The 20,257-nt window shown below is 67.1% G+C and carries 23 protein-coding genes, 1 tRNA gene and 1 pseudogene; 16 read left to right on the top strand and 9 right to left on the bottom strand.

The window, feature by feature from the left end; translation table 11 throughout:
• Position 1 precedes the first annotated feature (1 nt).
• Complete coding sequence (locus tag U5918_RS07385; protein WP_336000577.1) at positions 2-1,984, bottom strand: PAS domain-containing protein; 1,983 nt, start codon at positions 1,982-1,984, stop codon at positions 2-4.
• A gap of 132 nt (positions 1,985-2,116) precedes the next feature.
• Here U5918_RS07385 and U5918_RS07380 point away from each other — a divergent pair, with 132 nt between their 5' ends.
• The 5 genes from U5918_RS07380 (at position 2,117) to U5918_RS07360 (ending at position 5,772) form a co-directional block, all read left to right on the top strand.
• Complete coding sequence (locus U5918_RS07380) at positions 2,117-2,947, top strand: molybdopterin synthase (RefSeq protein WP_336000576.1); 831 nt, start codon at positions 2,117-2,119, stop codon at positions 2,945-2,947.
• A gap of 323 nt (positions 2,948-3,270) precedes the next feature.
• Positions 3,271-3,528, top strand: a complete 258-nt coding sequence (locus tag U5918_RS07375) for a DUF7123 family protein (RefSeq protein WP_336000575.1) — start codon at positions 3,271-3,273, stop codon at positions 3,526-3,528.
• A gap of 116 nt (positions 3,529-3,644) precedes the next feature.
• Positions 3,645-4,751 carry a site-2 protease family protein gene (locus tag U5918_RS07370; RefSeq protein WP_336000574.1) on the top strand — a complete coding sequence of 369 codons (1,107 nt, stop codon included), beginning with the start codon at positions 3,645-3,647 and terminating at the stop codon, positions 4,749-4,751.
• 131 nt (positions 4,752-4,882) lie between these two features.
• Entirely contained in the window at positions 4,883-5,374 is a 492-nt protein-coding gene (locus U5918_RS07365; RefSeq protein WP_336000572.1) for a YciE/YciF ferroxidase family protein, read from the top strand.
• A 191-nt stretch (positions 5,375-5,565) separates the two neighbouring features.
• Positions 5,566-5,772, top strand: coding sequence for a hypothetical protein (locus tag U5918_RS07360; RefSeq protein ID WP_336000571.1), 207 nt, complete (start codon positions 5,566-5,568; stop codon positions 5,770-5,772).
• A gap of 98 nt (positions 5,773-5,870) precedes the next feature.
• On the opposite strand, the gene U5918_RS07355 is transcribed toward U5918_RS07360, so the two are convergent.
• On the bottom strand, positions 5,871-7,163 hold the full coding sequence (locus tag U5918_RS07355; protein ID WP_336000570.1) for a YncE family protein: 1,293 nt from the start codon (positions 7,161-7,163) through the stop codon (positions 5,871-5,873).
• A 43-nt stretch (positions 7,164-7,206) separates the two neighbouring features.
• Entirely contained in the window at positions 7,207-7,383 is a 177-nt protein-coding gene (locus tag U5918_RS07350; protein ID WP_336000569.1) for a hypothetical protein, read from the bottom strand.
• Between the two features lie 285 nt (positions 7,384-7,668).
• Between U5918_RS07350 and U5918_RS07345 the strand changes: the two are divergent.
• Together U5918_RS07345 and U5918_RS07340 are read left to right on the top strand one after the other, a co-directional pair.
• Positions 7,669-7,827, top strand: a pseudogene (locus U5918_RS07345) (D-beta-hydroxybutyrate dehydrogenase); the annotation flags it as partial.
• Complete coding sequence (locus U5918_RS07340) at positions 7,820-8,842, top strand: patatin-like phospholipase family protein (RefSeq protein ID WP_336000567.1); 1,023 nt, start codon at positions 7,820-7,822, stop codon at positions 8,840-8,842. The pseudogene U5918_RS07345 and the gene U5918_RS07340, both read left to right, overlap by 8 nt.
• A gap of 33 nt (positions 8,843-8,875) precedes the next feature.
• On the opposite strand, the gene U5918_RS07335 is transcribed toward U5918_RS07340, so the two are convergent.
• A complete protein-coding gene (locus U5918_RS07335; protein ID WP_336000565.1) occupies positions 8,876-9,610 on the bottom strand; it encodes a helix-turn-helix domain-containing protein in 735 nt (244 codons plus the stop codon).
• Positions 9,611-9,698: 88 nt separating this feature from the next.
• Between U5918_RS07335 and U5918_RS07330 the strand changes: the two genes are divergently transcribed.
• The 6 genes from U5918_RS07330 to U5918_RS07305 all read left to right on the top strand — a co-directional run bounded on the left by U5918_RS07330 (position 9,699) and on the right by U5918_RS07305 (position 15,896).
• Positions 9,699-10,811 (top strand): MBL fold metallo-hydrolase, encoded by a 1,113-nt coding sequence (locus U5918_RS07330; RefSeq protein ID WP_336000562.1) that lies wholly within the window; start codon positions 9,699-9,701, stop codon positions 10,809-10,811.
• A 3-nt stretch (positions 10,812-10,814) separates the two neighbouring features.
• Positions 10,815-12,101 (top strand): MFS transporter, encoded by a 1,287-nt coding sequence (locus tag U5918_RS07325; protein WP_336000560.1) that lies wholly within the window; start codon positions 10,815-10,817, stop codon positions 12,099-12,101.
• A 167-nt stretch (positions 12,102-12,268) separates the two neighbouring features.
• Positions 12,269-13,696, top strand: a complete 1,428-nt coding sequence (locus U5918_RS07320; RefSeq protein WP_336000558.1) for a dihydrolipoyl dehydrogenase — start codon at positions 12,269-12,271, stop codon at positions 13,694-13,696.
• 86 nt (positions 13,697-13,782) lie between these two features.
• The gene (locus U5918_RS07315) at positions 13,783-14,139 is read left to right on the top strand and encodes a DsrE family protein (protein WP_336000556.1); all 357 of its coding nucleotides are present in this window, start codon (positions 13,783-13,785) and stop codon (positions 14,137-14,139) included.
• A gap of 112 nt (positions 14,140-14,251) precedes the next feature.
• Positions 14,252-15,313 carry a DUF3179 domain-containing protein gene (locus U5918_RS07310; protein ID WP_336000554.1) on the top strand — a complete coding sequence of 354 codons (1,062 nt, stop codon included), beginning with the start codon at positions 14,252-14,254 and terminating at the stop codon, positions 15,311-15,313.
• Positions 15,300-15,896, top strand: a complete 597-nt coding sequence (locus U5918_RS07305) for a hypothetical protein (protein WP_336000553.1) — start codon at positions 15,300-15,302, stop codon at positions 15,894-15,896. Before U5918_RS07310 ends, U5918_RS07305 begins: the two co-directional genes overlap by 14 nt.
• A 51-nt stretch (positions 15,897-15,947) precedes the next feature.
• Here the strand turns inward: U5918_RS07305 and U5918_RS07300 are convergent, their stop codons facing one another.
• The 3 genes from U5918_RS07300 to U5918_RS07290 form a co-directional block, all read right to left on the bottom strand.
• Positions 15,948-16,364, bottom strand: a complete 417-nt coding sequence (locus U5918_RS07300) for a histidine kinase (RefSeq protein ID WP_336000552.1) — start codon at positions 16,362-16,364, stop codon at positions 15,948-15,950.
• A gap of 344 nt (positions 16,365-16,708) precedes the next feature.
• Complete coding sequence (locus tag U5918_RS07295) at positions 16,709-17,005, bottom strand: DUF7521 family protein (protein ID WP_336000550.1); 297 nt, start codon at positions 17,003-17,005, stop codon at positions 16,709-16,711.
• Between the two features lie 2 nt (positions 17,006-17,007).
• A complete protein-coding gene (locus U5918_RS07290) occupies positions 17,008-17,358 on the bottom strand; it encodes an ArsR/SmtB family transcription factor (RefSeq protein ID WP_336000548.1) in 351 nt (116 codons plus the stop codon).
• Positions 17,359-17,488: 130 nt separating this feature from the next.
• Between U5918_RS07290 and U5918_RS07285 the strand changes: the two genes are divergently transcribed.
• The 3 genes from U5918_RS07285 (at position 17,489) to U5918_RS07275 (ending at position 19,031) form a co-directional block, all read left to right on the top strand.
• Entirely contained in the window at positions 17,489-18,163 is a 675-nt protein-coding gene (locus tag U5918_RS07285) for a plastocyanin/azurin family copper-binding protein (protein WP_336000546.1), read from the top strand.
• Positions 18,164-18,538: 375 nt separating this feature from the next.
• The gene (locus tag U5918_RS07280; protein ID WP_336000545.1) at positions 18,539-18,712 is read left to right on the top strand and encodes a UPF0175 family protein; all 174 of its coding nucleotides are present in this window, start codon (positions 18,539-18,541) and stop codon (positions 18,710-18,712) included.
• A complete protein-coding gene (locus tag U5918_RS07275; RefSeq protein WP_336000543.1) occupies positions 18,702-19,031 on the top strand; it encodes a PIN domain-containing protein in 330 nt (109 codons plus the stop codon). Before U5918_RS07280 ends, U5918_RS07275 begins: the two co-directional genes overlap by 11 nt.
• Positions 19,032-19,114: 83 nt before the next feature.
• On the opposite strand, the gene U5918_RS07270 is transcribed toward U5918_RS07275, so the two are convergent.
• Both U5918_RS07270 and U5918_RS07265 read right to left on the bottom strand, forming a co-directional pair.
• A tRNA-Ile gene (locus U5918_RS07270) sits at positions 19,115-19,222 on the bottom strand.
• A 43-nt stretch (positions 19,223-19,265) separates the two neighbouring features.
• Positions 19,266-20,012: an HFX_2341 family transcriptional regulator domain-containing protein gene (locus U5918_RS07265; protein WP_336000541.1), complete on the bottom strand. Its 747-nt coding sequence runs from the start codon at positions 20,010-20,012 to the stop codon at positions 19,266-19,268.
• Between the last annotated feature and the right edge of the window lie 245 nt (positions 20,013-20,257).

Below are 20,257 nucleotides of genomic sequence, written 5' to 3'. Positions count from 1 at the left end.
CTTAAGGGTTGTCAAGCCGCGAGCCGATTCCATCGGTTCCGCCGTCGGGTCGCGGCAGCCGCACCGTCACGACCGTCCCCCGGGGTTCGTTGTCCACGACGTCGATCGACCCCTTCGAGAGCGCGACGATCCAGTAGGCGAGCCACAGCCCCATGCCGAGGCCGTGATACAGCGGCTCGACCGACTGCGTGCCGGTGACGATCTGGCGCTCGGCCTCGGGCATGCCCTCCCCGGTGTCCGCGACGCGGACGGTGACGCGTTCCGCGTCGGCGGTCACCGCGACAGACACGGCGTCGTCGTCACCGCAGGAGTCGACGGCGTTCCGGAGGAGTTCGGCCAGCGCCGTCTCGATGGCGGTGATCGCGAGCGCCTCGGCCGCTTCGGGTCGCTCCAGCGCGACGTCGACGGTCGGGTCGGCACGGGCCGATTCCACGACGCGTTCGACGATCGGTGCGAGATCCATCGCGGTCGGCGCGGGCCGTTCGCTCAGCAGGCGGACGATGCGGCGGTGTTTGTCCGTGATCGCGATCAGCCGGTCGGACTGGTCGACGATCTGTGCGGCCCGGTCGGCCGTCTCGCCGTCGGTGACGTCGGTCAGGTACTCGGCCCACCCCCGGATGACCGACATCTGGTTGGCGAGGTTGTGGCGCAACACCCGGTGGAGGACCCGCAACTGGCGGGTGGTCTCCTTGCGCTGGGTGACGTCCTGCTGGAAGCCGACGTAGTTGACGACCGAGCCGTCCTCCTCGACGGGGGCGACGGAGACCCGGTTCCAGAACTCGCTGCCGTCTTTCCGGTAGTTCCGGAGTTCGACCGACACCGGCCGCTCGGCCGCGATGGCCTCCCGGAGCTCCGCCACCCTCTCGGGATCGGTGTTCTCGCCCTGCAGGAGGCGGAGGTTGCGTCCCCGGATCTCCGCGGCGTCGTAGCCGGTCAGCTCCGTGAACCGCTCGTTCTCGTAGATAGTCGGGTTGTCCGGCCGGTCCGGATCGCTGATGGTGATGCCGACCGGGGCCTCGTCCATCGCCCGGTCTTTCAGCTCCAGTTCCGCCTGTCGGCGTTCCCGTTCGGTGACGTCGCGGGCGAGCCACAGCCGTCCGAACGCCGTCCCGCTTTCGCCCTCCACCGGCGTCGAGTACTGCTCGATCACCCGGCCGTCGGCCAGCGGGATCTCAGAGTGATCCGACTCGGCGTTCGATTCCCGGATCTCGACCACCTGATCGGTGAACGCCTCGGGATCGCGAACCTGCTCGCGGACGTGTTCGAAGACGTCCGCCCCGGTGCCCGTCGCGAGGACCTCCTCGGGCAGGTCCCACAGGTCCCGAAACCGGTCGTTGAAGGAGACGATCTCGCCGTCCGGCGCGACGACGAGGACGCCGTGGGGGATCGCCTCCTGCTGGGCTTTCAGGACCGACTGCCGGTATTCGAGCCGTCGCCGCTGGCGTGCGCTCCGCCGGTTGCGCAGCGCGCGGTGGACCACGTCGGCCACGTCGGCGGCGAACTGCACGTCGGTGTCCGACCAGTCCCGGACCGACCCGACCTGTTCGTGACAGACGACGCCGACGACGTCGCCCTCGGCCCGGAGCGTGGCGTCGAGCAGCGATCGGACCCCCTCTGGTTCGAGGTAGTCGTCGGTCAGTTCGGCCGTCCGCTCGTCCGTCCGGGCGTCGGCGGCCGCGATGGTACGGTTCGAGCGCAGCGCGTCGAAGTAGCGGGGATAGGCCGCGGCGGCCAGTTCCCCGCCGCTGGTGTGCGTGTCCGCGTCGCTGTCGTAGTGGTCCACGCGGGTGAGTCGGTCGCCATCGTCGTCGACGAGCCAGACGCCGACCCGGCTGACCGACAGCAGGTCGGCGGCTCGCTCCGTGATCGTGCGAACGGCGCGCTCGAAGTTCCCGTCGGCGACGTCGTCGTCCGTCGTGAGGTCGTACAGGGCCGCTTGCTGTCGCCGACGCTCGCTCGGCACGTCGTCGCCGCCCTCGGTCATTGTCCTATCCGCGTCCGGCGACGGGATTACTCTTGTGCCCGACACAGCGACGGTGGGGCCCAGTGGCGGTCGCGAGTTCGACCGAGCGCCGGCAACCGAAGGCCTATGCCCCGCGGTGCCCGAGGACGGGTCATGAAGCTACTCGGAGTCGTCGGGCCCTCCGACTCGGGGAAGACGACGCTGGTCGAACGCCTGACCGAGCGGCTCGCGGCCCGGGGCCGCGTCGCGACTGTCAAACACATGACCCACGCCCCCGACGTCGACACCGAGGGGAAAGACACCGCCCGGCACCGGGCGGCCGGCGCGTCGACGACCTACGGGCTCACCGACGACGACGGCTGGTTCGCGACGGGCGAGACGCGGACGCTGGACGACGCGCTGGACGCGCTCGCGCCCGACTACGACTACGTGCTCGTCGAGGGGTTCAGCGACGCGTCGATTCCGCAGGTCGTCCTCGGCGGCCGCGACCACGCGGGGACGGAACTGGCCGCGGGGGAGACGGCGGACGACGTGGACGAAGACGCGGTCCTCGACGCGCTCGCCGGGACCGAACCGCACGAGACGCTCGGATCGCTGGTCGCCCGGGTCAAGGCCTCGCCGCGGGCCGACCGGGCCGGCGCCATCGCCACGTTCACCGGTCGCGTCCGCGCGAAGGACGACCCCGACGACGCGCCGACGGAGTACCTCGCCTTCGAGAAGTACGAGGGCGTCGCCGACGACCGCATGGAGACGATCGAGGCCGAACTCGAGGAGCGGGAGGGCGTCCTCGACGTCGTCCTCCACCATCGCACGGGGGTCGTCGAGTACGGCGAGGACATCGTCTTCGTCGTCGTCCTCGCCGGCCACCGACGGGAGGCCTTTCGGACCGTCGAGGACGGTATCGACCGCCTCAAGGACGAGGTGCCCCTCTTCAAGAAGGAGGTCACGGTCGACGAAGAGTTCTGGGTCCACGAGCGCGAGTGATCGGACGTGAGTAGCCCCACCGACCGGCGCGCCCGCGCCGTCGCGTCCGGCGGAGGACGTCGCTGAAGCAGCAAAGTATGCCGGCTCTCCCGACCGTTCGACGTCCGTCAGACGGACGTTGTGTGCTCTCATACCAGACGCAAACGACGGGCTCAGAACGGGTTATAAAACGTCTGAGTGCCTCTCGAAACGTCCTGAAAGAAGTATTTCACCCCGATTTACGGTCGAACAGACGCGAAGCGGCGCTAAAACCGACGAAGCGAGTCGAAGGTTCCTCGTTTTATATGGGGGTGTAGTCGGAAGGGGGGAATGAGGTGTCACAGATGAGCGCAACTACACAGCCCTCCCCGACCGAGGACGACGAGACGGCGACGAAGGAAGAGCGACTGAAGGCCTATCTCGCGCAGAAGGCCGAGGACGGCGAGCTGTACTTCAAGAGCAAGTTCATCGCCGAGGAAGTCGGCCTCTCCCCCAAGGAGATCGGTGCGCTGATGGTGAAACTCAAAGAGTCCGCGAGCGAACTGGAGATCGAGAAGTGGTCCTACACGAGCGCGACCACCTGGCGCATCGAGTCCGCCTGACCCGACACCACGCCCCCTGTCCCCGCTGCCCCGATCGGACGACCGTTCGCCGCCCCGCGAACGGCTCGCCGGATCGACACGAGCTTTTTAGCGGTCCCCGACCACAGTAGTATCCAATGCCGGCCGCCCGGACGCCGGGGGACGGTCCGCCGCTGGAGGCGTTCGCGTCGGTGTTCCAGGTCCGCGAAGTCCGGACCGACGGCGACCGCCTGCTGTACGTGGGCCGTCCCACCGTGCCCGCCGACGCCCTGGAGCGCGAGGTCTACCCACTCTTCCGCGAGCACGGGTACGACGTCTCCCTCCAGCGCCACGGCCCCGCCGGTCCGACCGCCCACGAGAGCTACGCTCTCGTCGCCCGCCCCCAGTCCGTCGGCCTCGACGGCGTCCCCTGGACGAACCTCGCGCTCGCGCTCGCGACCGTCGTCACGACGCTGTTCGTCGGCTCGCTCTGGTACCGGGGAAACGCCTTCGCCGACCCCGCCTCCGCGCTCCGGGCGTGGCCGTTCACCGCCGCCGTCCTCGGCGTGATCGGGACTCACGAACTCGGCCACTACGCCATGAGCCGCTACCACCGCGTCCAGGCCAGTCTCCCCTACTTCATCCCTGTCCCCATTCCCCCGTTCGGGACGATGGGCGCGGTCATCAAGATGGAGGGCCGCATCCCCGACCGGAAGGCCCTCTTCGACATCGGCGTCGCCGGCCCCCTCGTCGGCCTCGTCGCCACCCTCGTCGTCACCGTGATCGGTCTCCACCTGCCCCCCGTGGAGAACCCCTTCCTCATCCAGTTCAACCACCCGCCGCTGCTCGCGGCCATCGCCGGGGTCACCGGTCGACAACTGACCTACGCCGACCCCGGCCTGATCTTCAACCCCGTCGTCTTCGGCGGGTGGCTCGGGGCCTTCCTGACCTTCCTGAACCTGCTGCCCGTCGGCCAGCTGGACGGGGGCCACGTCGTTCGCGCGATGTTCGGCGAGCGCACCGAGACCATCGGCGCCGCCGTCCCCGCCGGCCTCTTCGGCCTCGGGGCCTTCCAGTGGCTCTCCCGGAGCAGCGACGTGACGCTCGTCTGGTTCCTCTGGGGCGCGCTCGCGCTCGGACTGGCCTACGCCGGGCCGACGACGCCGATCAGCGACGAACCGCTGGATCGACGCCGGATGCTGCTCGGCGTGGCCACCTTCCTGCTCGGTGTGGCCTGTTTCACGCCGGTTCCGGTGCAGGGGTGACCGCTCGACCCGTACATCTGCGCAACGGGAACCACGGCGGCCGGTCGCCGCGCTGTTGGGCGGAAATCCGGCTTTCACATTCAGCCCGTCCACCTATTGCCTGAATTCCCCTAGCCGAGCGAGACCGCACCATGACCACCGACTCGATCGAGGCACTCATGCGACAGGGGCTCCAGGAGCTGTACTACGCGGAAGGACAGTTCGCCGACGCGCTGGACACGCTCGCCGACCAGACGACCGACGACGCCGCCAGCCAGGCGTTCTCGGACCACCGCGAGGAGACGGAGGAACAGCTACGCCGGCTCGAGCAGGTGTTCGAGGCGATGGGCGAAGACCCCCAGCCCATGGAGGACGCGGCGGTGAAGGCGATGATCGACGAACACGAGCAGTTCGCGGGGGAGAACGAGGGCGACGTGCTCGACAGGTACAACATGGAGCTCGGACAGAAGGTCGAGCACTACGAGATCGCGGCCTACGGCAGCCTCGCCTCGCAGGCCGAGAAGATCGGCCACGACGAGGCGGCCGACCACCTGACCGAGACGCTTCGCGAGGAGGAGGCGGCCCTCGAGACGATCACCGAGGCCAGCGAGCAGTTCGACGAACAGATGATCGCGGGCGACTGAAGCGCGATCCACCGCTGGGACGTCGTCAGGACCGGCCACAGCCGCCAGAACGCGAGCATCGACGTGATGGCACCGATCTCGTCGACCGCCTCCCGTAAATCCGCAGCTCACTCCCGCGTAACCCCGTTGACCCGCCCTCAGTGGCCTCCTGCGACGGAATCCTTTTCCCGAGCCGAGCCGTCTCTCCGGACATGTCGACGACTATCGAGACACCCAGGGCCGACGAGTCGTGTGCCTACTGCGGGTCGGACATCTTCGACCACGACCCCGTCTGCGTCCGCGACTGCACGGACGACTGCGGCTCGCCCAGCTACTTCTGCAACTACGCGTGTCTGTCGGCCCACGTCGACGAGAACGAGCTGACGACGGGCGACGCCTGCGAGTGGTCGCCCGAGTGACGGGCCCCGAGCCCGAGCGGTGAATCCACGGTTCCCCGCCGCCCGCTATTGGATAGCGGACCCGAGAAGGCGCCTGGAACCCGACCGCGACCTGCGGTTCACAACTCGTGCCCGCAGGCGCAGTTCCCGATGCAGTAGGTGGTTCCCTCGCCCGAGAGCCGCTGTCGGAGGCGCTCACGCGACTCGGGGTTCGACGTCAGCCCCGCCTCGCCCGGACGGACGCGCCCGCTCGTCCCGCCGTAGGGTCGCGACCCGACCGGGATCGTCGTTACGACCGCGCGCCGCTCGTGATCGATCACCTTCACCTCGTCCGCGGTCTGGACGGGGACGTAGAGCTTCTCGTGGTCCGGATCCCAGGTCCCGACGAACGCCGACCCGCCGACGTCGATGCGGTCGGTCACCGAGCCGTCGTCGAGGTCGATCACCGTCACGTCGTTCGTGCCCGGCGTGAAGACGTAGCCGACGGCCGAGTCCGGTCCGATCTCGCTGGTGAGCGGGCGCTCCCCGAGTCCGTCGTCGCCGGTCAGTCGGACCCGTTCTTCGGGGGCCGCGGGATCGGCCAGGTCCCAGATGCTCTCCGTGCCGGCCGCTCCCTCGTCGTGTTCGACGAGCATCGTCTCGCCGTCGGGCGCGACCGTCCCCATCCACGGCTTGCCCGCGTCGCCGACCGCCGCGGGCACGTCGATCTGCCTGGCGATCTCGAAGGCCTCGACGTCGAGGACCGTGAGGGTGTCGCCGTAGAGGTCCGGGACGTAGGCGTACGCGCCGTCGGGGTGGATCGTCACGTCGCAGGGTCCCGGGCCGTCGTTGGACCCGCGGCCACCCTCCTCGGTCCGGTCGAGTTCCGCCGTGACCGTCCCGAACGAGTCCGAGTCCGGGTCGGCGTCGACCCGGACCTGCTTGTGCGCCGGCTCCCTGGCGCTGACGACGAGGTGGGATCCGTCGGGGGTGACCTCCTGCCAGTTCGCTCCCGAGCCCGTGTCGACGGCGGCGACCTGCGAGAGCGAGCCGACCGCGACCGCTCGAACGCCCGAGCCGACGTTGAGCCACAGCGGCGCGGCCGCCGAGTCAGTGAGGTCCGGCGCGTACTGGTTCGCCGGGAACGAGGCCGTCACCCCCAGGTCGGGCGTGGCGACGACCGAATCGCTCGCCACGTCGATCACGCTCACCGTCCGGTCGCCGGTGTTGAAGACGAACACCGTGTCGGCAGTCGTCACGGATTCCGATTCCGTTCCGGGCTCGGTCGTCGTCTCGTCGTCCGAGTCCGACGAGCAGCCGGCGGTCGCCGCGACGCCCGCGGCGGCCGAGCCGGCCAGCAGCAGGCGACGAGAGACTCGAGCGCCGTCCTCGATCCCGTCCTGGTTCGGGTACAGGAACGCGTCGTCACTCATGCGTTCCCACCGGCGGTGTCCGTCTCGAAGGTCGGGTCGTCGATCATCGGCAGTCGTCCAGATCGAGGATCCGCGTGGCCTCGATCCACTCGGCGGGGCGGTCGACGTGGTAGACGATTCCGCCGTGCTCGGTCGTGACGTACCGATACTGTTCGAACGACGCGCGCGTCGGTCCGGTCCGGTGAGTTGCACCGTCGGAGCCGCGAGTGTCTGTGGGCATCGTGGCTATCGTGCTGGCCGGGCCAGCTCTCATGCGAATCCAGGGGTCGGACACGCAAAGGCCTTCAGCAACCCCGGACTCACCGGGTTACCCGTTCGTAACTCCGGCATCGAGCAGACGGGCGCCGTCCGTCGACGCGGCGTTACGCTGACGTGAAGTGCAGTTATGCGTCGAGAGAGCCCGGATACAGGCGAGCCCATGACCGGTGATTTCGATCTAAGTGCCCCCGAACTGACGTGAGAGGACCTCCTCGTCCTGGAAGACCCGTACTCCGGTCCGGAGACGGTCGTCGAGGACGTGATGCTCGGCCAGGCCCGGACGAAGGAGACGATGACTCCCGCCGAGGTGGCGACCCGCTTCACCTTCGGATTCTCCCGGCACGCCGATCTCCTCGACGGCGCAGACCTGTTGTTCGACGGCGGCTATACCCACACCTATGCGTGAACGAACGGCGAGCGACGAGGCAGCCGGCGAGCGAGTCGAACCCGACGGCGGAACCGACGGGACGACCAACGTGGCCATCGCCTGCCAGGGCGGCGGCAGTCACACGGCCTTCACCGCAGGCGTCCTCAAGCATCTCCTCGAGGTCTGGGACGAGGACGAGTACGAACTCGTCGGGATCAGTGGCACCTCCGGGGGCGCGTACAACGCCCTGGCGGCCTGGTACGGCATCGTCACCGGCGATCACGAGAAAGCGATCGACACGCTGGACGCCATCTGGGACGATCTCGCGACCGACGGCTGGACCGACCGGATGATGAACCAGTGGGTGACCGGAATGTCGAGACTGGAGAGCACCGGGGTGCCGATGCCCTCGATCAGCCCCTATCAGATCCCCGGGCCGGAGGTCGGCAAGGAGCGGATCACCGAGACCCTGGAGCGACACATCGACTTCGAGTCCATCCCGAACTTCTGTGGCCGGGACTCGCCCGAACTCGTGGTCGGGACCGTCGACGTCAACGCCGGGGAGTTCGAGACGTTCACGAACGAGGACGTGACGCCCGAGGCGGTGCTGGCGTCGGCGGCCGTCCCGAACCTCTTCGAGGCCGTCGAGATTCACGGCCACTACCACTGGGACGGCCTGTTCTCGCAGAACCCGCCCATCAACGCGCTCATGTCGGTCCCCCCGGAGCGCAAACCCGACGAACTCTGGATAATCCAGATCAACCCCCAGGAGTTCGAGGGTGAACCCGACACGCTCGACGTGATCGCGGACCGGCGCAACGAGCTCTCGGGGAACATCTCGCTCAACCAGGAACTGAAGTTCATCGAGCGGGTCAACGACTGGATCGACGACGGCTACCTCCCCGAATCGGAGTTCTCCCACACGGAGATCCACCGGATCGAGATGGGCGAGCGCTTCCACTGCTCGACGAAGGTCGATCGCGACAGGAAGTTCCTCGACGAGTTGATCGACCTGGGACACGAACGCGCCGCCGCGTTCCTCGACGCGAAATAGCTCGGGCCGTCCAGATCGGTCGGCTCGCCCCGGTCAGTCGGCGCCCTGCTCGGCCGGTTCCGACTGGCCCGCCCCCAGCGGGTTCGTCGACGACGTCGCGGTCACCAGCCGCAGGAAGCGCCCCGCGTTCGTGAGCAGCTTGTTCTCCGCCTTGCGGAGGTGTTCCTCGTACGTCGATTTGGCGACGGACGTCCGGCCGGCGATCTCCCGAAGCGACGTCTTCCGTGGCTGCTCGTAGTACCCCTGTTCGAGCGCCAACTGGAGCGCCGCCAGTTGCCGGTCCGTGAGATCGTCGAACAGCTGATCGACGGGCGTCAGCATACTGTGGGGGATACGTTTCTCCGCGATCGCGGTCTTCGAGAGCAGTTCGATGTCCCGGTCTGCACGCAGGTCGGCGAGCAACGCCCGGACGTCTGCCTCGTCGAACGCGATGACCGTGTAGTGTTCCCAGCCCTGCCGATAGATCGTCGGCGACTGGTAGAGGCAGTTGTGCGCCTCGAACCGATCGATTATCGACGCCTCCAGCGAGCAGAGACAGGACTGGGTCACGACGTGGTACCCCGCGTCGTCGCGCGATTCGTGGAGCACGGTCCCGAGCCGGTCGATGTCCTCGAGCAACCGGTCCGTCGGCGTCTTCTCCGAGGTGATTTCCAGGACCTGGCAGTCGCTCAACGGCCACTCGCGGATCGTCAGGTCCGGGTGGCGCTCCGAGATCTCCCTGTAGGGGCACTCGTGTTTCACCCGGAGCGACGCCTCGTACAGCACCATAGCGGAACGTAGGCCGCGACGAACCTAACGGTGCCGGTCATGTCCGGCAGTGCCTATTACCGAACTGTCCGTCTACGCACTGGTACTGATGCCAGAGATCGCGCCGGACGAGTTGAGCAGGCGGTTGCAGCGTGACGACGAGGACGTGCTGGTCCTGGATATCCGCCACGGGGCGGAGTTCGAGGACTGGCACATTCCAGGCAGTACGAACGTCGACGTGTACGACAGACTCGTGGACGACCCCGAGAGTGCGACGGACTCCCTGGGCGACCTCCCCGACCACGACGAGATCGTGACGGTCTGTACCGAGGGCGTCGTCTCACAGACCGCGACGGACGTGTTACTGGATATGGGCTACGACGCCACGACCCTCACCGACGGGATGAGCGGGTGGAGTCGGGTGCATCGACACGCCCCCGTTCCGGTCGGTATCGACGGGCAGTTGCTCCAGGTCGCCCGTCCCGGGAAGGGGTGTCTGTCTCACGTCCTCGTCTCGAACGGGCAGGCCGCCGTCTTCGACGCCTCCCACTATCTCGACGCGTACGAGGCGATCGTCGCCGAGTACGACGCCGAACTCGTGGCCGCGCTCGACACGCACGCCCACGCCGATCACGTCTCCGGCGGTGCGAAACTCGCGGCCCGCGAGGACGTACCGTACCACCTGCACCCCGCGGACGCGCTGGAGATCGACGCCGTCCCGCTCGAAGACGGTCAGACGATCACTCTCGGCGGGGTCGAGATCGACGTGCGCCACACGCCGGGCCACAGCGAGGGGAGCGTCTCGTTCGACCTCGAGGGCGAGGCGCTGCTCACCGGCGACACGCTCTTTCACGAGAGCGTCGGCCGGGTCGAACTCGGCGTCGAAGCCGGGATCGAGGACTCCGACGTCGAGGCAAACGCCGCGACGCTGTACGAGAGCCTACAGCGCCTGCTTGCGTACCCGGACGACGTGCTCGTCCTCCCGGCACACGATCCGGGATCGCCCGACCCGCCGGTGACGGCGACGCTCGGCGAAGTGAAAGCGCGAAACGCCGACCTCCAGCGGGACCGCGAGGCGTTCGTCGAGACGCTCGCCTCGGACGTTCCGGATCACCCGCCGAACTTCGAGCGGGTCAAGCGGGTGAACGTCGGACAGGAGTCCGTGGCCGACGCGGAACTGGCCGACCTGGAACTGGGGCCGAACAACTGTGCGGCCGAGTGACCGATGAGTGAGACCGAACTGAAACAGGGCATTCGCGAGCACCTCGGCCAGTTCTCGCTCCACGTCCTGCTGGTCTTCGCGACGGGGCTCACCATCGGGTCGGAGCGTGCCGTCGTCCCCGTCCTCGGACGGGACGTGCTGGGCGTCGAGTCGCTGTTCGTCATCGGCTCCTTCGTCGTCTCCTTCGGGATCGTCAAGTCGATCCTCAACCTCTACGCCGGGAAGTGGGGCGAGGAGTACGGCCGCAAACCGGTCCTCGTCCTCGGGTGGGCGACGGCGCTTCCCCTTCCCGTGATCCTCATCTTCGCCCCGAGCTGGGCCTGGATCACGGTCGGGAACGTTCTGCTGGGCGTCAACCAGGCGCTCACCTGGAGCATGGCGATCAACGCGAAGATCGACCTCGCCGGGCCCGATCAGCGCGGGCTCGCCGTCGGCATCGACGAGGCCTTCGGCTACTCCGGCGTCGCCGTCGGTGCCTGGGTCACGGGCCTCATCGCCGGCCAGTGGAACCTCCGTCCGGAGCCGTTCTACTTCCTGGCCGTGGTCGTCGTGCTGGCCTTCCTGATCTCGATCTTCCTCATCACGGAGACGCTCCAGTTCGCACAGGCGGAAGGTGACGACGACCACCACGACGCGAACCTGCCGTTCGTGGCCGTCCTCGAGCGCGCGACCTACGGCGATCGGACGCTGTTCGCCGCCGCACAGGCCGGCCACATCGAGAACTTCGTCGACACGCTGTTCTGGATCGCCGTCCCGCTGTACCTCACGAGTCGGGGACTCGGCATCGAGGCGGTCGGCGTCGTGGTCGGCGTCCACAGCGCGATGTACTTCCTCCAGATCGGTACTGGGGGCCTCGCCGACCGGATCGGTCGGCGGCCACCCGTGATCGTGGGGATGTTCCTGGCCGGCGGCGGCGTGCTCGGGATGGCACTCGTCGACGGGTACCTCCCCTGGGCCGTGCTGGCCGCCGTCTCCGGACTCGGGATGGCGCTGCTCTATCCCAACCTGATGACCGTGCCGAGCGACGCCGCCCACCCGACGTGGCGGTCGGCCGGCATGGGCGTCTACCGGATGTGGCGCGACTCGGGCTACGCGGTCGGTGCAATCCTGATCGGGCTCTCCATGGAGCTGATCGGCGCCGAAGCCGCGTTCTACATGACCGCCGTCCTGATGTTCCTCTCCGGGGCGATCGTGTACGTCTGGATGGAAGAGACTCATCCCGATTTCGGGACGCACGAACCACCGGTACCCGCCACGGAACCCGCAGCGGCGGCGGTGCCAGAGGACTGAGGCCATCCCCGTAGCGGGTCGGCGTTCGCCGACCCCGGTCAGTCGTCGTCCGAGCGTGACTTCCAGGCGGTGATGGCCGCGTCGACGACCGGACGCGCCGCACCCGTCGGCTGCGGTCACCTCCGGGTAACTCGCCATTCAAGGCCGCGGAGCCACTGGCACTTGGCATGGAGGAGTTCGACTTTCTGGTCATCGGTTCGGGGTCCGGACTCGAGGTCGCGAACGTCGCGGCCAACCAGGGGCAATCGGTCGCCGTCGTCGAGAAGGGCCCGCTCGGTGGGACCTGTCTCAACCGCGGCTGCATCCCCTCGAAACACCTGCTCTACCACGCGGACGTGCTCGAGACGATCGAGCGCGCCGACGAGTTCGACATCGAGACCACCGTCGAGGACGTCGCCTTCGCCGACATCGTCCGAAAAGTCAACGAGGAAGTCGGGGAGGACGCGGCGTCGATCCGCAGCGGCCTCCGATCGTCGTCCCAGCACGAGTTGTTCGAGGGCGAGGGGCGGTTCGTCGACGACCGGACCGTCGAGATCGCAAGCGGCGAGGACGAGGGCACCCGGCTCCGGGCGGAGACGGTCCTGATCGCGACGGGGACGCGACCGTCGATCCCCGATATCGACGGCATCGAGGAGGTGCCCTACATGACGAGTACGGACGCGCTCCAGGTGGAGTCGCCGCCCGATCACCTCGTGATCGTCGGCGGGGGGTACATCGCGGCCGAACTCGGCCACTTCTTCGGGACCTTCGGCAGCGACGTGACCATCGTCGGTCGGCGGCCGACTCTGCTCCCGACGGCCGACGCGGAGGTCGCCGCGGCCTTCACCGATCGGTACGCGGCACGGTTCACCGTCCACACCGGCCACGCGGCCACGGCCGTCTCGGAATCCGATGGGACGATCACCCTGGAGGCACAGCCCTACGAGTACGGCGAGGACGGCGGGATCGTCGCCGACGAGGGCGGCGTCACCGTGACGGGTGACGAACTCCTCGTCGCCGCGGGACGGCGGCCGAACACGGACGCGCTGAACCCGGCGGCGACGGGCGTCGAGACCGACGACCGGGGATTCGTCGAGACGGACGAGTACCTGCAGACGGGGGCCGAGGGAGTCTGGGCGCTGGGCGACGTGGTCGGCGAGTACCTGCTGAAACACAGCGCGAACCACGAGGCCCGCGCCGTCGCGCGCAACCTCTTCGGGAGCGACCCCGAGCCGGTCGATTACACCGCGATGCCCTTCGCGGTGTTTTCCTCCCCCGAGGTCGCCGGCGTCGGTGCACGCGAGCGGGAACTCCGCGAGGCCGGCCGCGAGTACGCGACCAACACCTACCGGTTCGAGGACACGGCCCGGGGCGACGCGATGAACGCCAGCGGCTTCGTCAAGGTCATCATCGACCCGGAGGGCGAGATCCTCGGCTGTCACATCGTTGGCCCCGAGGCGTCGACGCTGATCCAGGAAGTCGTCGTCGCGATGACGGCGGGATCCGGGACCGTCCGTGACATCCGGGAGGCCATCCACGTCCACCCGGCGCTGCCCGAGGTCGTCCAGCGCGCTTTCTCGGGCCGGTTCAGCCGCGGCGACGGCCACCAGCACTGACGCCGCCCCGTGGTTACGCTCGCGTTATCGGGTTACCCGGAGGTTCGGGTACGGTTTAGTAACTCACTGTCCTACCGTAACCAGTAATGGTGAACGCAGCGATCGTCATCCTCGCCGGCACGGAATCGCCCGCAGATACAGGGCGGCTCGTCAACGGACTGGAAGCCGCAAAGGAGTTCGCGGAGACGGAGGGCGACGAGGTCGAACTCATCTTCGACGGGGCCGGAACGGAGTGGATCCCGGAACTCGAAGCCGAAGACAGTGACTATCACGACCTGTATCGGGCCGTTCGCGACGACGCGTCCGTCTGTGACTTCTGTGCCGGTGCCTTCGGCGTCTCCGACGCCGTCGACGATTCGGGCGTCGTCCGCCTCGACGACCACGAGGGCCACCCGAGCATCCGGTCGCTCGTCGACGACGACTACGAGATCATCACGTTCTGAGCGGCGACGGCCGGCGCACGCGCGGTCGAGACGGCCGCTCCGCGGCCCTGCGTCCGGGTCGCACGCGAATGCCTCTCGACCGGTTCCCCGGTCACCTATCACCCACACAACGATGCCAACTTCAAGACGTACATTCCTCGCCGCAGCGGGACTCACCGCGGTCGCCGGCTGTGCCGGTCCGTCGACGGAGGCGACGAGCGAACCGCTGTCCCTTCCCACGGCGGACGAGCGACTGCCGCTCCCGACCTCGCCCGACGAACTCCGGGACGCCGCCCAGTCGGGCGGCCCGTCGAAAGACGGGATCCCGTCGATCGACGAGCCGCGGTTCGTCGAGCCGTCCGAGACGGCGTTTCTCGACGGCGAGGATCCAGTCTTCGGGGTCGTCCGCGACGGTGTCGCGAAGGCCTACCCGCAGAAGATACTCGCCCAGCACGAGATCGTCAACGACGAACTGGCCGGCACGCCGGTCAGCGTCACGTACTGCCCGCTCACCGGCACCGTCCAGGGCTTCGAGCGCGGGAACACGACCTTCGGCGTCTCCGGTCGCCTCATCAACAGCAACCTGGTAATGTACGACCGCCACACCGAAACCTGGTGGCCGCAGTTGCTGGCCACGTCGATTCCCGGGCCGTGGAACGAAGACCCGGAGATCCGTTCGCTCCGGGAGTTCAGACTGATCTGGACCACCTGGGACCGCTGGCACGAGCACAACCCGGACACGCGGGTCCTCTCGACGGACACCGGACACGCCAAGAACTACAGCCGCGACCCGTACGGCTCTTACAACCCGCCGCGCGGCTACTACGTGCGGTCCGACCTCCTGTTCCCGGCGCTCAACAGCGACGACCGGTTCGACCGGAAGACCGTCGTGATGGGGATGCGGACGCCCGATGGTGCCGCGGCCGTCTCGAAAGACGGGCTTCGGTCGACGGGGCAGCTGACGGCCGCGGTCGGCGGGACGCCGGTCCTCGCGGTCTACGACGAGCGCTACGACACTGCCTACGGCTACCTGAATCCCGACGACCGTTCGTTCGAGCGGTCGGGCACCGAGTTCGTCGACGCGGCCGGGACGAGCCACGCCCCGGACGCGCTCCCGCTCACCCGGGTCCACACGTTCGACGCGATGTGGTTCGCCTGGGCCGGCTACTACCCCCAGACCGATGTCTCGGAGTGAGCGCCGGGCGGGGAACCGGGTCCGGACCGCGCTCTCGCGGACGCGGGCGGCGTCGGCGCTGGTCTTCCGTCGGGGCGATAGCCTGGCCGTGTTCACCGTCGTCACCGCGATCTATCTGGTTACGTACCTCTGGGCCATCGGCCACCTCGCACCGGGTCTGGGCGGGTTCGATCTGCTGGTCGTGTCCGACCCGCTGGGGAAACTCCTGCGACCGGAACTCGGTCCGTTCTCCTTCACGCCGGTCGCCCGGGTCGCCCTGGGCCCCGTGACCTACCTGTTCTCGCTGAACACCCTCGTTGGGCTCGGACTCGCCGCCCTTGTCGGCCTGAACCTGGCGTTGACGTACCTGGTCTGGCGCCAGCCCGCGGCCTGTGGGATCGGACGCTCGTCGACGGGCCTGCTCGCGAGCGTCCCGGCACTGCTCTCGGGGACGGCCTGCTGTGGGCCCGTCGTCTTGCTCGTGGTCGGCGTCCAGGCGTCGGGCGTCCTCCTGACGGGATTCCAGTTGCTCCTGCCCCTGGCCGTCGCGCTGTTGCTCGGGAGCCTGGTCCTCGTCGGTCGCCGAGTGACCGTTCGCGACTGATTCCTCTCGATTTTCGGCTCTGGTCAAAAAACCGCGGAGGCGGGTTCTCGGTCAGTCGGACGTGAACAGCGCGTAGGTGACGGCCAGCGAGACCGCGTAGACGACGTGGCCGAGGAGGCTGACGAGCGTCCCCGGGATCGCGATATTCGGGAACGGCGGCGCCCCGGCGAAGCCGACCGCCGAGAGCCACAGCGGCAGCACGAACACCGGGAGCGCCATCGTCACCACGCCGTACGCGACCCCGAGTCCCAGACTGCCACCGACGCGAGTCGCCGTCTGGTGAACCCCGACGAGCTGGACCAGCGCGACGTAGACGACGCCGAGCACCACGCCGTGGAAGAGGTGGAGCGCCCAACCCGCCAGCAGTGCCGGTCCCTCGATACCGTACATCGCGGGGATCGCCATCTCGAGCAACGGCGCGGGCATCACGTACTGCATCATCAGCCCGAACAGGACGCTACCGACCACACCACCGACGATTCCTGCGACCCACTCACCACCGTGAACGGTGCTGAGAGCGGGACGGGTTTCCGTATTCGTTTTCATAGGTTGCACCCGTCTCGAATTGAGACCAGCACCCATGATAATCGTTAGCGAACCTCTGCGTAACGCGGTTACCAGACCGTAATCGTCACTTCGTGCCACGTGGTTGCGAGTGATTGCAGGTTAGTTTCAGACCGGTCGAACGACCCAGGCTGACGGCGACGTGCACTGGTTGGATGGGCCCTTGGGAGACTTGCCAGAATCTACACACTCTTCAGCCAATCGTCGCGTCGTGGGTTCGGTTCGCGACCGCGGTCGGGACCTGGCTCTCAGATCTCTTTTTCCTGCGTCCCGGTATCGATGTTGCCGTACAGTGAATAGAGGATCACGAGCATCCCACACGCGACGATCGCGGTCTGAATGGTTCCTGCCAGAAATATCGATAGCCCAACGAGATCGAACAGGACGCCCTCGATGACGGAGCCGACGCTGATGAACAGGAATCCGATGGCCACGTACAGCATCGGCTGACTGTCGTGGACGCTGTATCCTTTGTAAGCCTGGTAAGTAATCAACAATCCCAGTCCGACCGTGATGAGCTTCGCGATGACGAGTTCGATGTGCATGATTAAGTCTCTCGGATGCCCTTCCAGATGTTCGAGAACCGCTGTGATGCGCCCTCCCGGACCGCGACGCTGACACTGATGCTCCCGTCGTCGATATCGACGGTCAGCCGATCGACGTTCGCGGCGTAGACGCTGTGATGGCTCCCGTCCGTTTCGAGCCGCGTCCGTTCGACGAGCAGATCCGCTGCGACCATGTCCTCGACTCGGCGGTAAATCGTCGAGCGGGCGACGTCACACTGTTCGCTCAGTTCCTTCACAGAGAGAGGCTCCCGACTCGTCGCCGCCAGTATCTGCCGGACGAGTTCCTCACCGAGCAGTTCCAGCAGCCCGTCAGTGTTCGGCTCACCGGACACGCCTGTTCCTCGCAATTGCTGCTACTCCGCCGACCGTACGTAAGAAAGGCGCAGTTTTGCGCGCGATGCAAACCACGGTTCTCACCTATGTGTCTGCCACCGGTATTTCCATCTGTAGGTGACTGATGACATGACTACCCCATCCCGATTCACGCGGCGGCGATTGCTCCAGGTGACTGGCGGCTCGATGCTGATCGGGCTGGCGGGCTGTACGGGGTCACAGACCAATCAGGACCCGACTGACGATTCCACCACCGAAGCCAACGCCGATCACACGTCCGAGTCCGGTCACCATTCCGACGAGGGTGACCATAGTGACACGGAAAGCGACCACGGTGGTGAGAGCCACGGCCACGACGACACGGTCGGTGAGCCGACCGAAACGGCCGACGTGAAGATGCTCACGGAGGACGGCGGCTTCCACTTCGAGCCCCACGTCGTCCGGGTCGAGTCGGGCGGCACTGTGACGTGGGAACTGGCCAGCGGGAGCCACACCACGACTGCCTATCACCCGGACAACGACCAGCCGCAACTCGTTCCCGACGGGGCCGCAGCCTGGGATAGCGGCTCCGTGTCGGACCAGGGAGCGACGTTCGAGCACACCTTCGAGACCGAGGGCGTCTACCACTACTACTGCGCGCCCCACGAAACGGGCGGGATGATCGGGAGCGTCATCGTCGGCGACCCCGACGCCCACGGCCAGCCCGCACTCGAAGACCCGCCCCAGGAGAAGCCCGAGGCAGTCCGCACCAAGATCGAGGACCTCAACGCGATGTGTAACGAGGCCCTCGGGCATACGCACTGACCAGCGACGCAGTCGTTTTTACATCGGCTACAGCACTCCGGGTCGTCCTCCCGGATAGCGAGCGGCATCGCTCGCAGCTCAGGAGTTGTTCGCAGCGGAGTCGATGGGCCCTGGGAAGATCCTTCAGAATCTGCTGGCCTGTCAGACAGTACCCATTTCGGGACGATAGGTGGTGACACCGTCGATTTGGTAGCGGTCACTTCGATATTGTGTTCCCATCTGAAAACCGCCGCTCTCGCCAATCGCTGCTGCGAGCCAGAAGAGGGCCAAACACTCAATAATCGGGTCTGCCAATAGTCGGGTATGGCTACTATCGAGATCGACGACGAGGTCTACGAGGCGTTGCAGATCCCGGAGGGGGAGCGGTCGTAGGCGATGAAACAGGAACTCGCCGTGTCTCTGTACGCACGTGATATCCTCTCGTTCGGAAAGGCCCGTGCGTTGGCGGACCTGTCCAAGCGTGAGTTCCACGAATTACTCGGTGAGCGCGAAATCCCCCGTCATTACACGGATGCTGAACTCGCCGAGGACCTCGAATATGCCCGATAGCGGTCTCGTCGTATCGGATACGTCCCCGCTTCTCAATCTCGCACTGATCGATCGGCTCGATCTCCTCGAATCGCAGTTTCCCGGGATTGCGATCCCGGAGCAGGTCTGGAGTGAACTTACAGCGGGAGATGATGGACTGGACGTGGTTCGTGAACTGCGTGAGAACGGATTTCTCACGGTCGTCGAAGTGGCGCAATCAGATCTGTTCGTCGAAATATTTCACGAGCTGGATCTCGGCTCCTCGTTCAAATCCGCGGGCGGTACGTTGCCGTCGCTCGCGAATTGCTCGCAGCGAGAAATGGGCCCTGGCGGATTGTGAACCTCGGTCGCAGCAAGCTGCTCCCTGCTTCAAATCCGCGGGCTGCACGTTGCCGGCGCTCACGAGTTGTTCGCGCCGGCAAGTGGGCCCTGGCGGATTTGAACCACCGACCGCCCGGTTACCCACAATCCCTGACCGCTGTCAGTGATTGGTATGAGCCGGGTGCTCTAACCAGACTAAGCTAAGGGCCCGTATGCTGGCGTTTTCGGGGCCCCGCTCTTTAGCCTGTCGGGATCACCGATCCCGGAGCTTGTGCCGGAACGCCCGCAGCGCGTTCTCTCCGGTGTCGGTCAGCCCGACCTGCTTCTGCCGCCCGACCGACTCCACCTCCAGGTACCCCCGCTCGACCAGCGGCTCGACGATGTGGGTGTTCAACAGCGCGAACTTGGCCTTGTCGTTGGCCGGGTTCGCCTCGACCACGTACGACAGCGCCGCCTCCTCGGAGTACTCGATGAGATCGGACTTCTTGGGCGTGTAGGCCTGCGTCGTCGCCTCCTGAACGTAATTCATCACGGCCACCTGGTCGGTCGTCGGCGTCTCGACGGGGTAGGAGGGCAACACCTCCACGTCGGCGACGCCCTCGGTCAGGGGCTCCCGATCGAGCGGCGGGACGTGGTCCTCGGGGTGGACGTAGTAGGCGGTGGCGTCGGTCGCCATGCAGGCGATGGCGCAGCCGATGTCGGCCAGTTTCGCCCCGCTCGCGACGTTGACCCGGACGATGTCGTCGGCGTGCTCGGCGGTGATCGTGGTCACGATCCCCAGCACGGCGTAGACGTCGTGCAGGTCGACCGAGCGCCAGGCCACCTCGACGCCCTCGGCCTCCAGTTCGGCGGCCAGGTCGTCGTGATAGTGCGCGTGCTCTGTCGCGTTCTCCGGGGCCAGCAGGTACACCTCGTCGGCGTCGTAGGTCCGGGCGGGCTCCAGGATGCGGTCGTACTCGTACCCCAGCGGTGCGACGTGGACTTCCCGTATCTCGCGCATGTCGGTCTCCGACCGCCGGACTGCGGGCCCGCGGTCGTCCGTACCGACTGACAGGATAGTATTGATAGTTTCGATACTATCGATCGTATAGATAGTACCCGCACAGTAGCTAATACCCGACCGGCGCTACGATTAGTCGCATGCCGGGTGACTCTGACACGGCATCGGCATGCAGCGCCGCCCACCGCTGACGTGGGTGGGTTGGGGGTGTCGGGGGCGTCCCGCACCGCCGACTCACAGCCCTC

Origin of the sequence: Halorientalis sp. LT38 (assembly GCF_037031225.1) — an archaeon.
GTDB lineage: Archaea > Halobacteriota > Halobacteria > Halobacteriales > Haloarculaceae > Halorientalis > Halorientalis halophila.
Note: the sequence above shows the minus strand (reverse complement) of the source record. Positions and strands in the feature narration are given on the sequence as shown.

Bases quoted from the DNA above. Each gene is read 5' to 3' on its own strand.
- U5918_RS07370 (WP_336000574.1), top strand. From the start codon at position 3,645: ATGCCGGCCGCCCGGACGCCGGGGGACGGTCCGCCGCTGGAGGCGTTC.
- U5918_RS07285 (WP_336000546.1), top strand. From the start codon at position 17,489: ATGACTACCCCATCCCGATTCACGCGGCGGCGATTGCTCCAGGTGACT.
- U5918_RS07275 (WP_336000543.1), top strand. From the start codon at position 18,702: ATGCCCGATAGCGGTCTCGTCGTATCGGATACGTCCCCGCTTCTCAAT.
- U5918_RS07365 (WP_336000572.1), top strand. From the start codon at position 4,883: ATGACCACCGACTCGATCGAGGCACTCATGCGACAGGGGCTCCAGGAG.
- U5918_RS07375 (WP_336000575.1), top strand. From the start codon at position 3,271: ATGAGCGCAACTACACAGCCCTCCCCGACCGAGGACGACGAGACGGCG.
- U5918_RS07385 (WP_336000577.1), bottom strand. From the start codon at position 1,984: ATGACCGAGGGCGGCGACGACGTGCCGAGCGAGCGTCGGCGACAGCAA.
- U5918_RS07320 (WP_336000558.1), top strand. From the start codon at position 12,269: ATGGAGGAGTTCGACTTTCTGGTCATCGGTTCGGGGTCCGGACTCGAG.
- U5918_RS07380 (WP_336000576.1), top strand. From the start codon at position 2,117: ATGAAGCTACTCGGAGTCGTCGGGCCCTCCGACTCGGGGAAGACGACG.
- U5918_RS07360 (WP_336000571.1), top strand. From the start codon at position 5,566: ATGTCGACGACTATCGAGACACCCAGGGCCGACGAGTCGTGTGCCTAC.
- U5918_RS07355 (WP_336000570.1), bottom strand. From the start codon at position 7,163: ATGAGTGACGACGCGTTCCTGTACCCGAACCAGGACGGGATCGAGGAC.
- U5918_RS07310 (WP_336000554.1), top strand. From the start codon at position 14,252: ATGCCAACTTCAAGACGTACATTCCTCGCCGCAGCGGGACTCACCGCG.
- U5918_RS07340 (WP_336000567.1), top strand. From the start codon at position 7,820: ATGCGTGAACGAACGGCGAGCGACGAGGCAGCCGGCGAGCGAGTCGAA.
- U5918_RS07350 (WP_336000569.1), bottom strand. From the start codon at position 7,383: ATGCCCACAGACACTCGCGGCTCCGACGGTGCAACTCACCGGACCGGA.
- U5918_RS07265 (WP_336000541.1), bottom strand. From the start codon at position 20,012: ATGCGCGAGATACGGGAAGTCCACGTCGCACCGCTGGGGTACGAGTAC.
- U5918_RS07315 (WP_336000556.1), top strand. From the start codon at position 13,783: ATGGTGAACGCAGCGATCGTCATCCTCGCCGGCACGGAATCGCCCGCA.
- U5918_RS07335 (WP_336000565.1), bottom strand. From the start codon at position 9,610: ATGGTGCTGTACGAGGCGTCGCTCCGGGTGAAACACGAGTGCCCCTAC.
- U5918_RS07305 (WP_336000553.1), top strand. From the start codon at position 15,300: ATGTCTCGGAGTGAGCGCCGGGCGGGGAACCGGGTCCGGACCGCGCTC.
- U5918_RS07330 (WP_336000562.1), top strand. From the start codon at position 9,699: ATGCCAGAGATCGCGCCGGACGAGTTGAGCAGGCGGTTGCAGCGTGAC.
- U5918_RS07280 (WP_336000545.1), top strand. From the start codon at position 18,539: ATGAAACAGGAACTCGCCGTGTCTCTGTACGCACGTGATATCCTCTCG.
- U5918_RS07295 (WP_336000550.1), bottom strand. From the start codon at position 17,005: ATGCACATCGAACTCGTCATCGCGAAGCTCATCACGGTCGGACTGGGA.
- U5918_RS07325 (WP_336000560.1), top strand. From the start codon at position 10,815: ATGAGTGAGACCGAACTGAAACAGGGCATTCGCGAGCACCTCGGCCAG.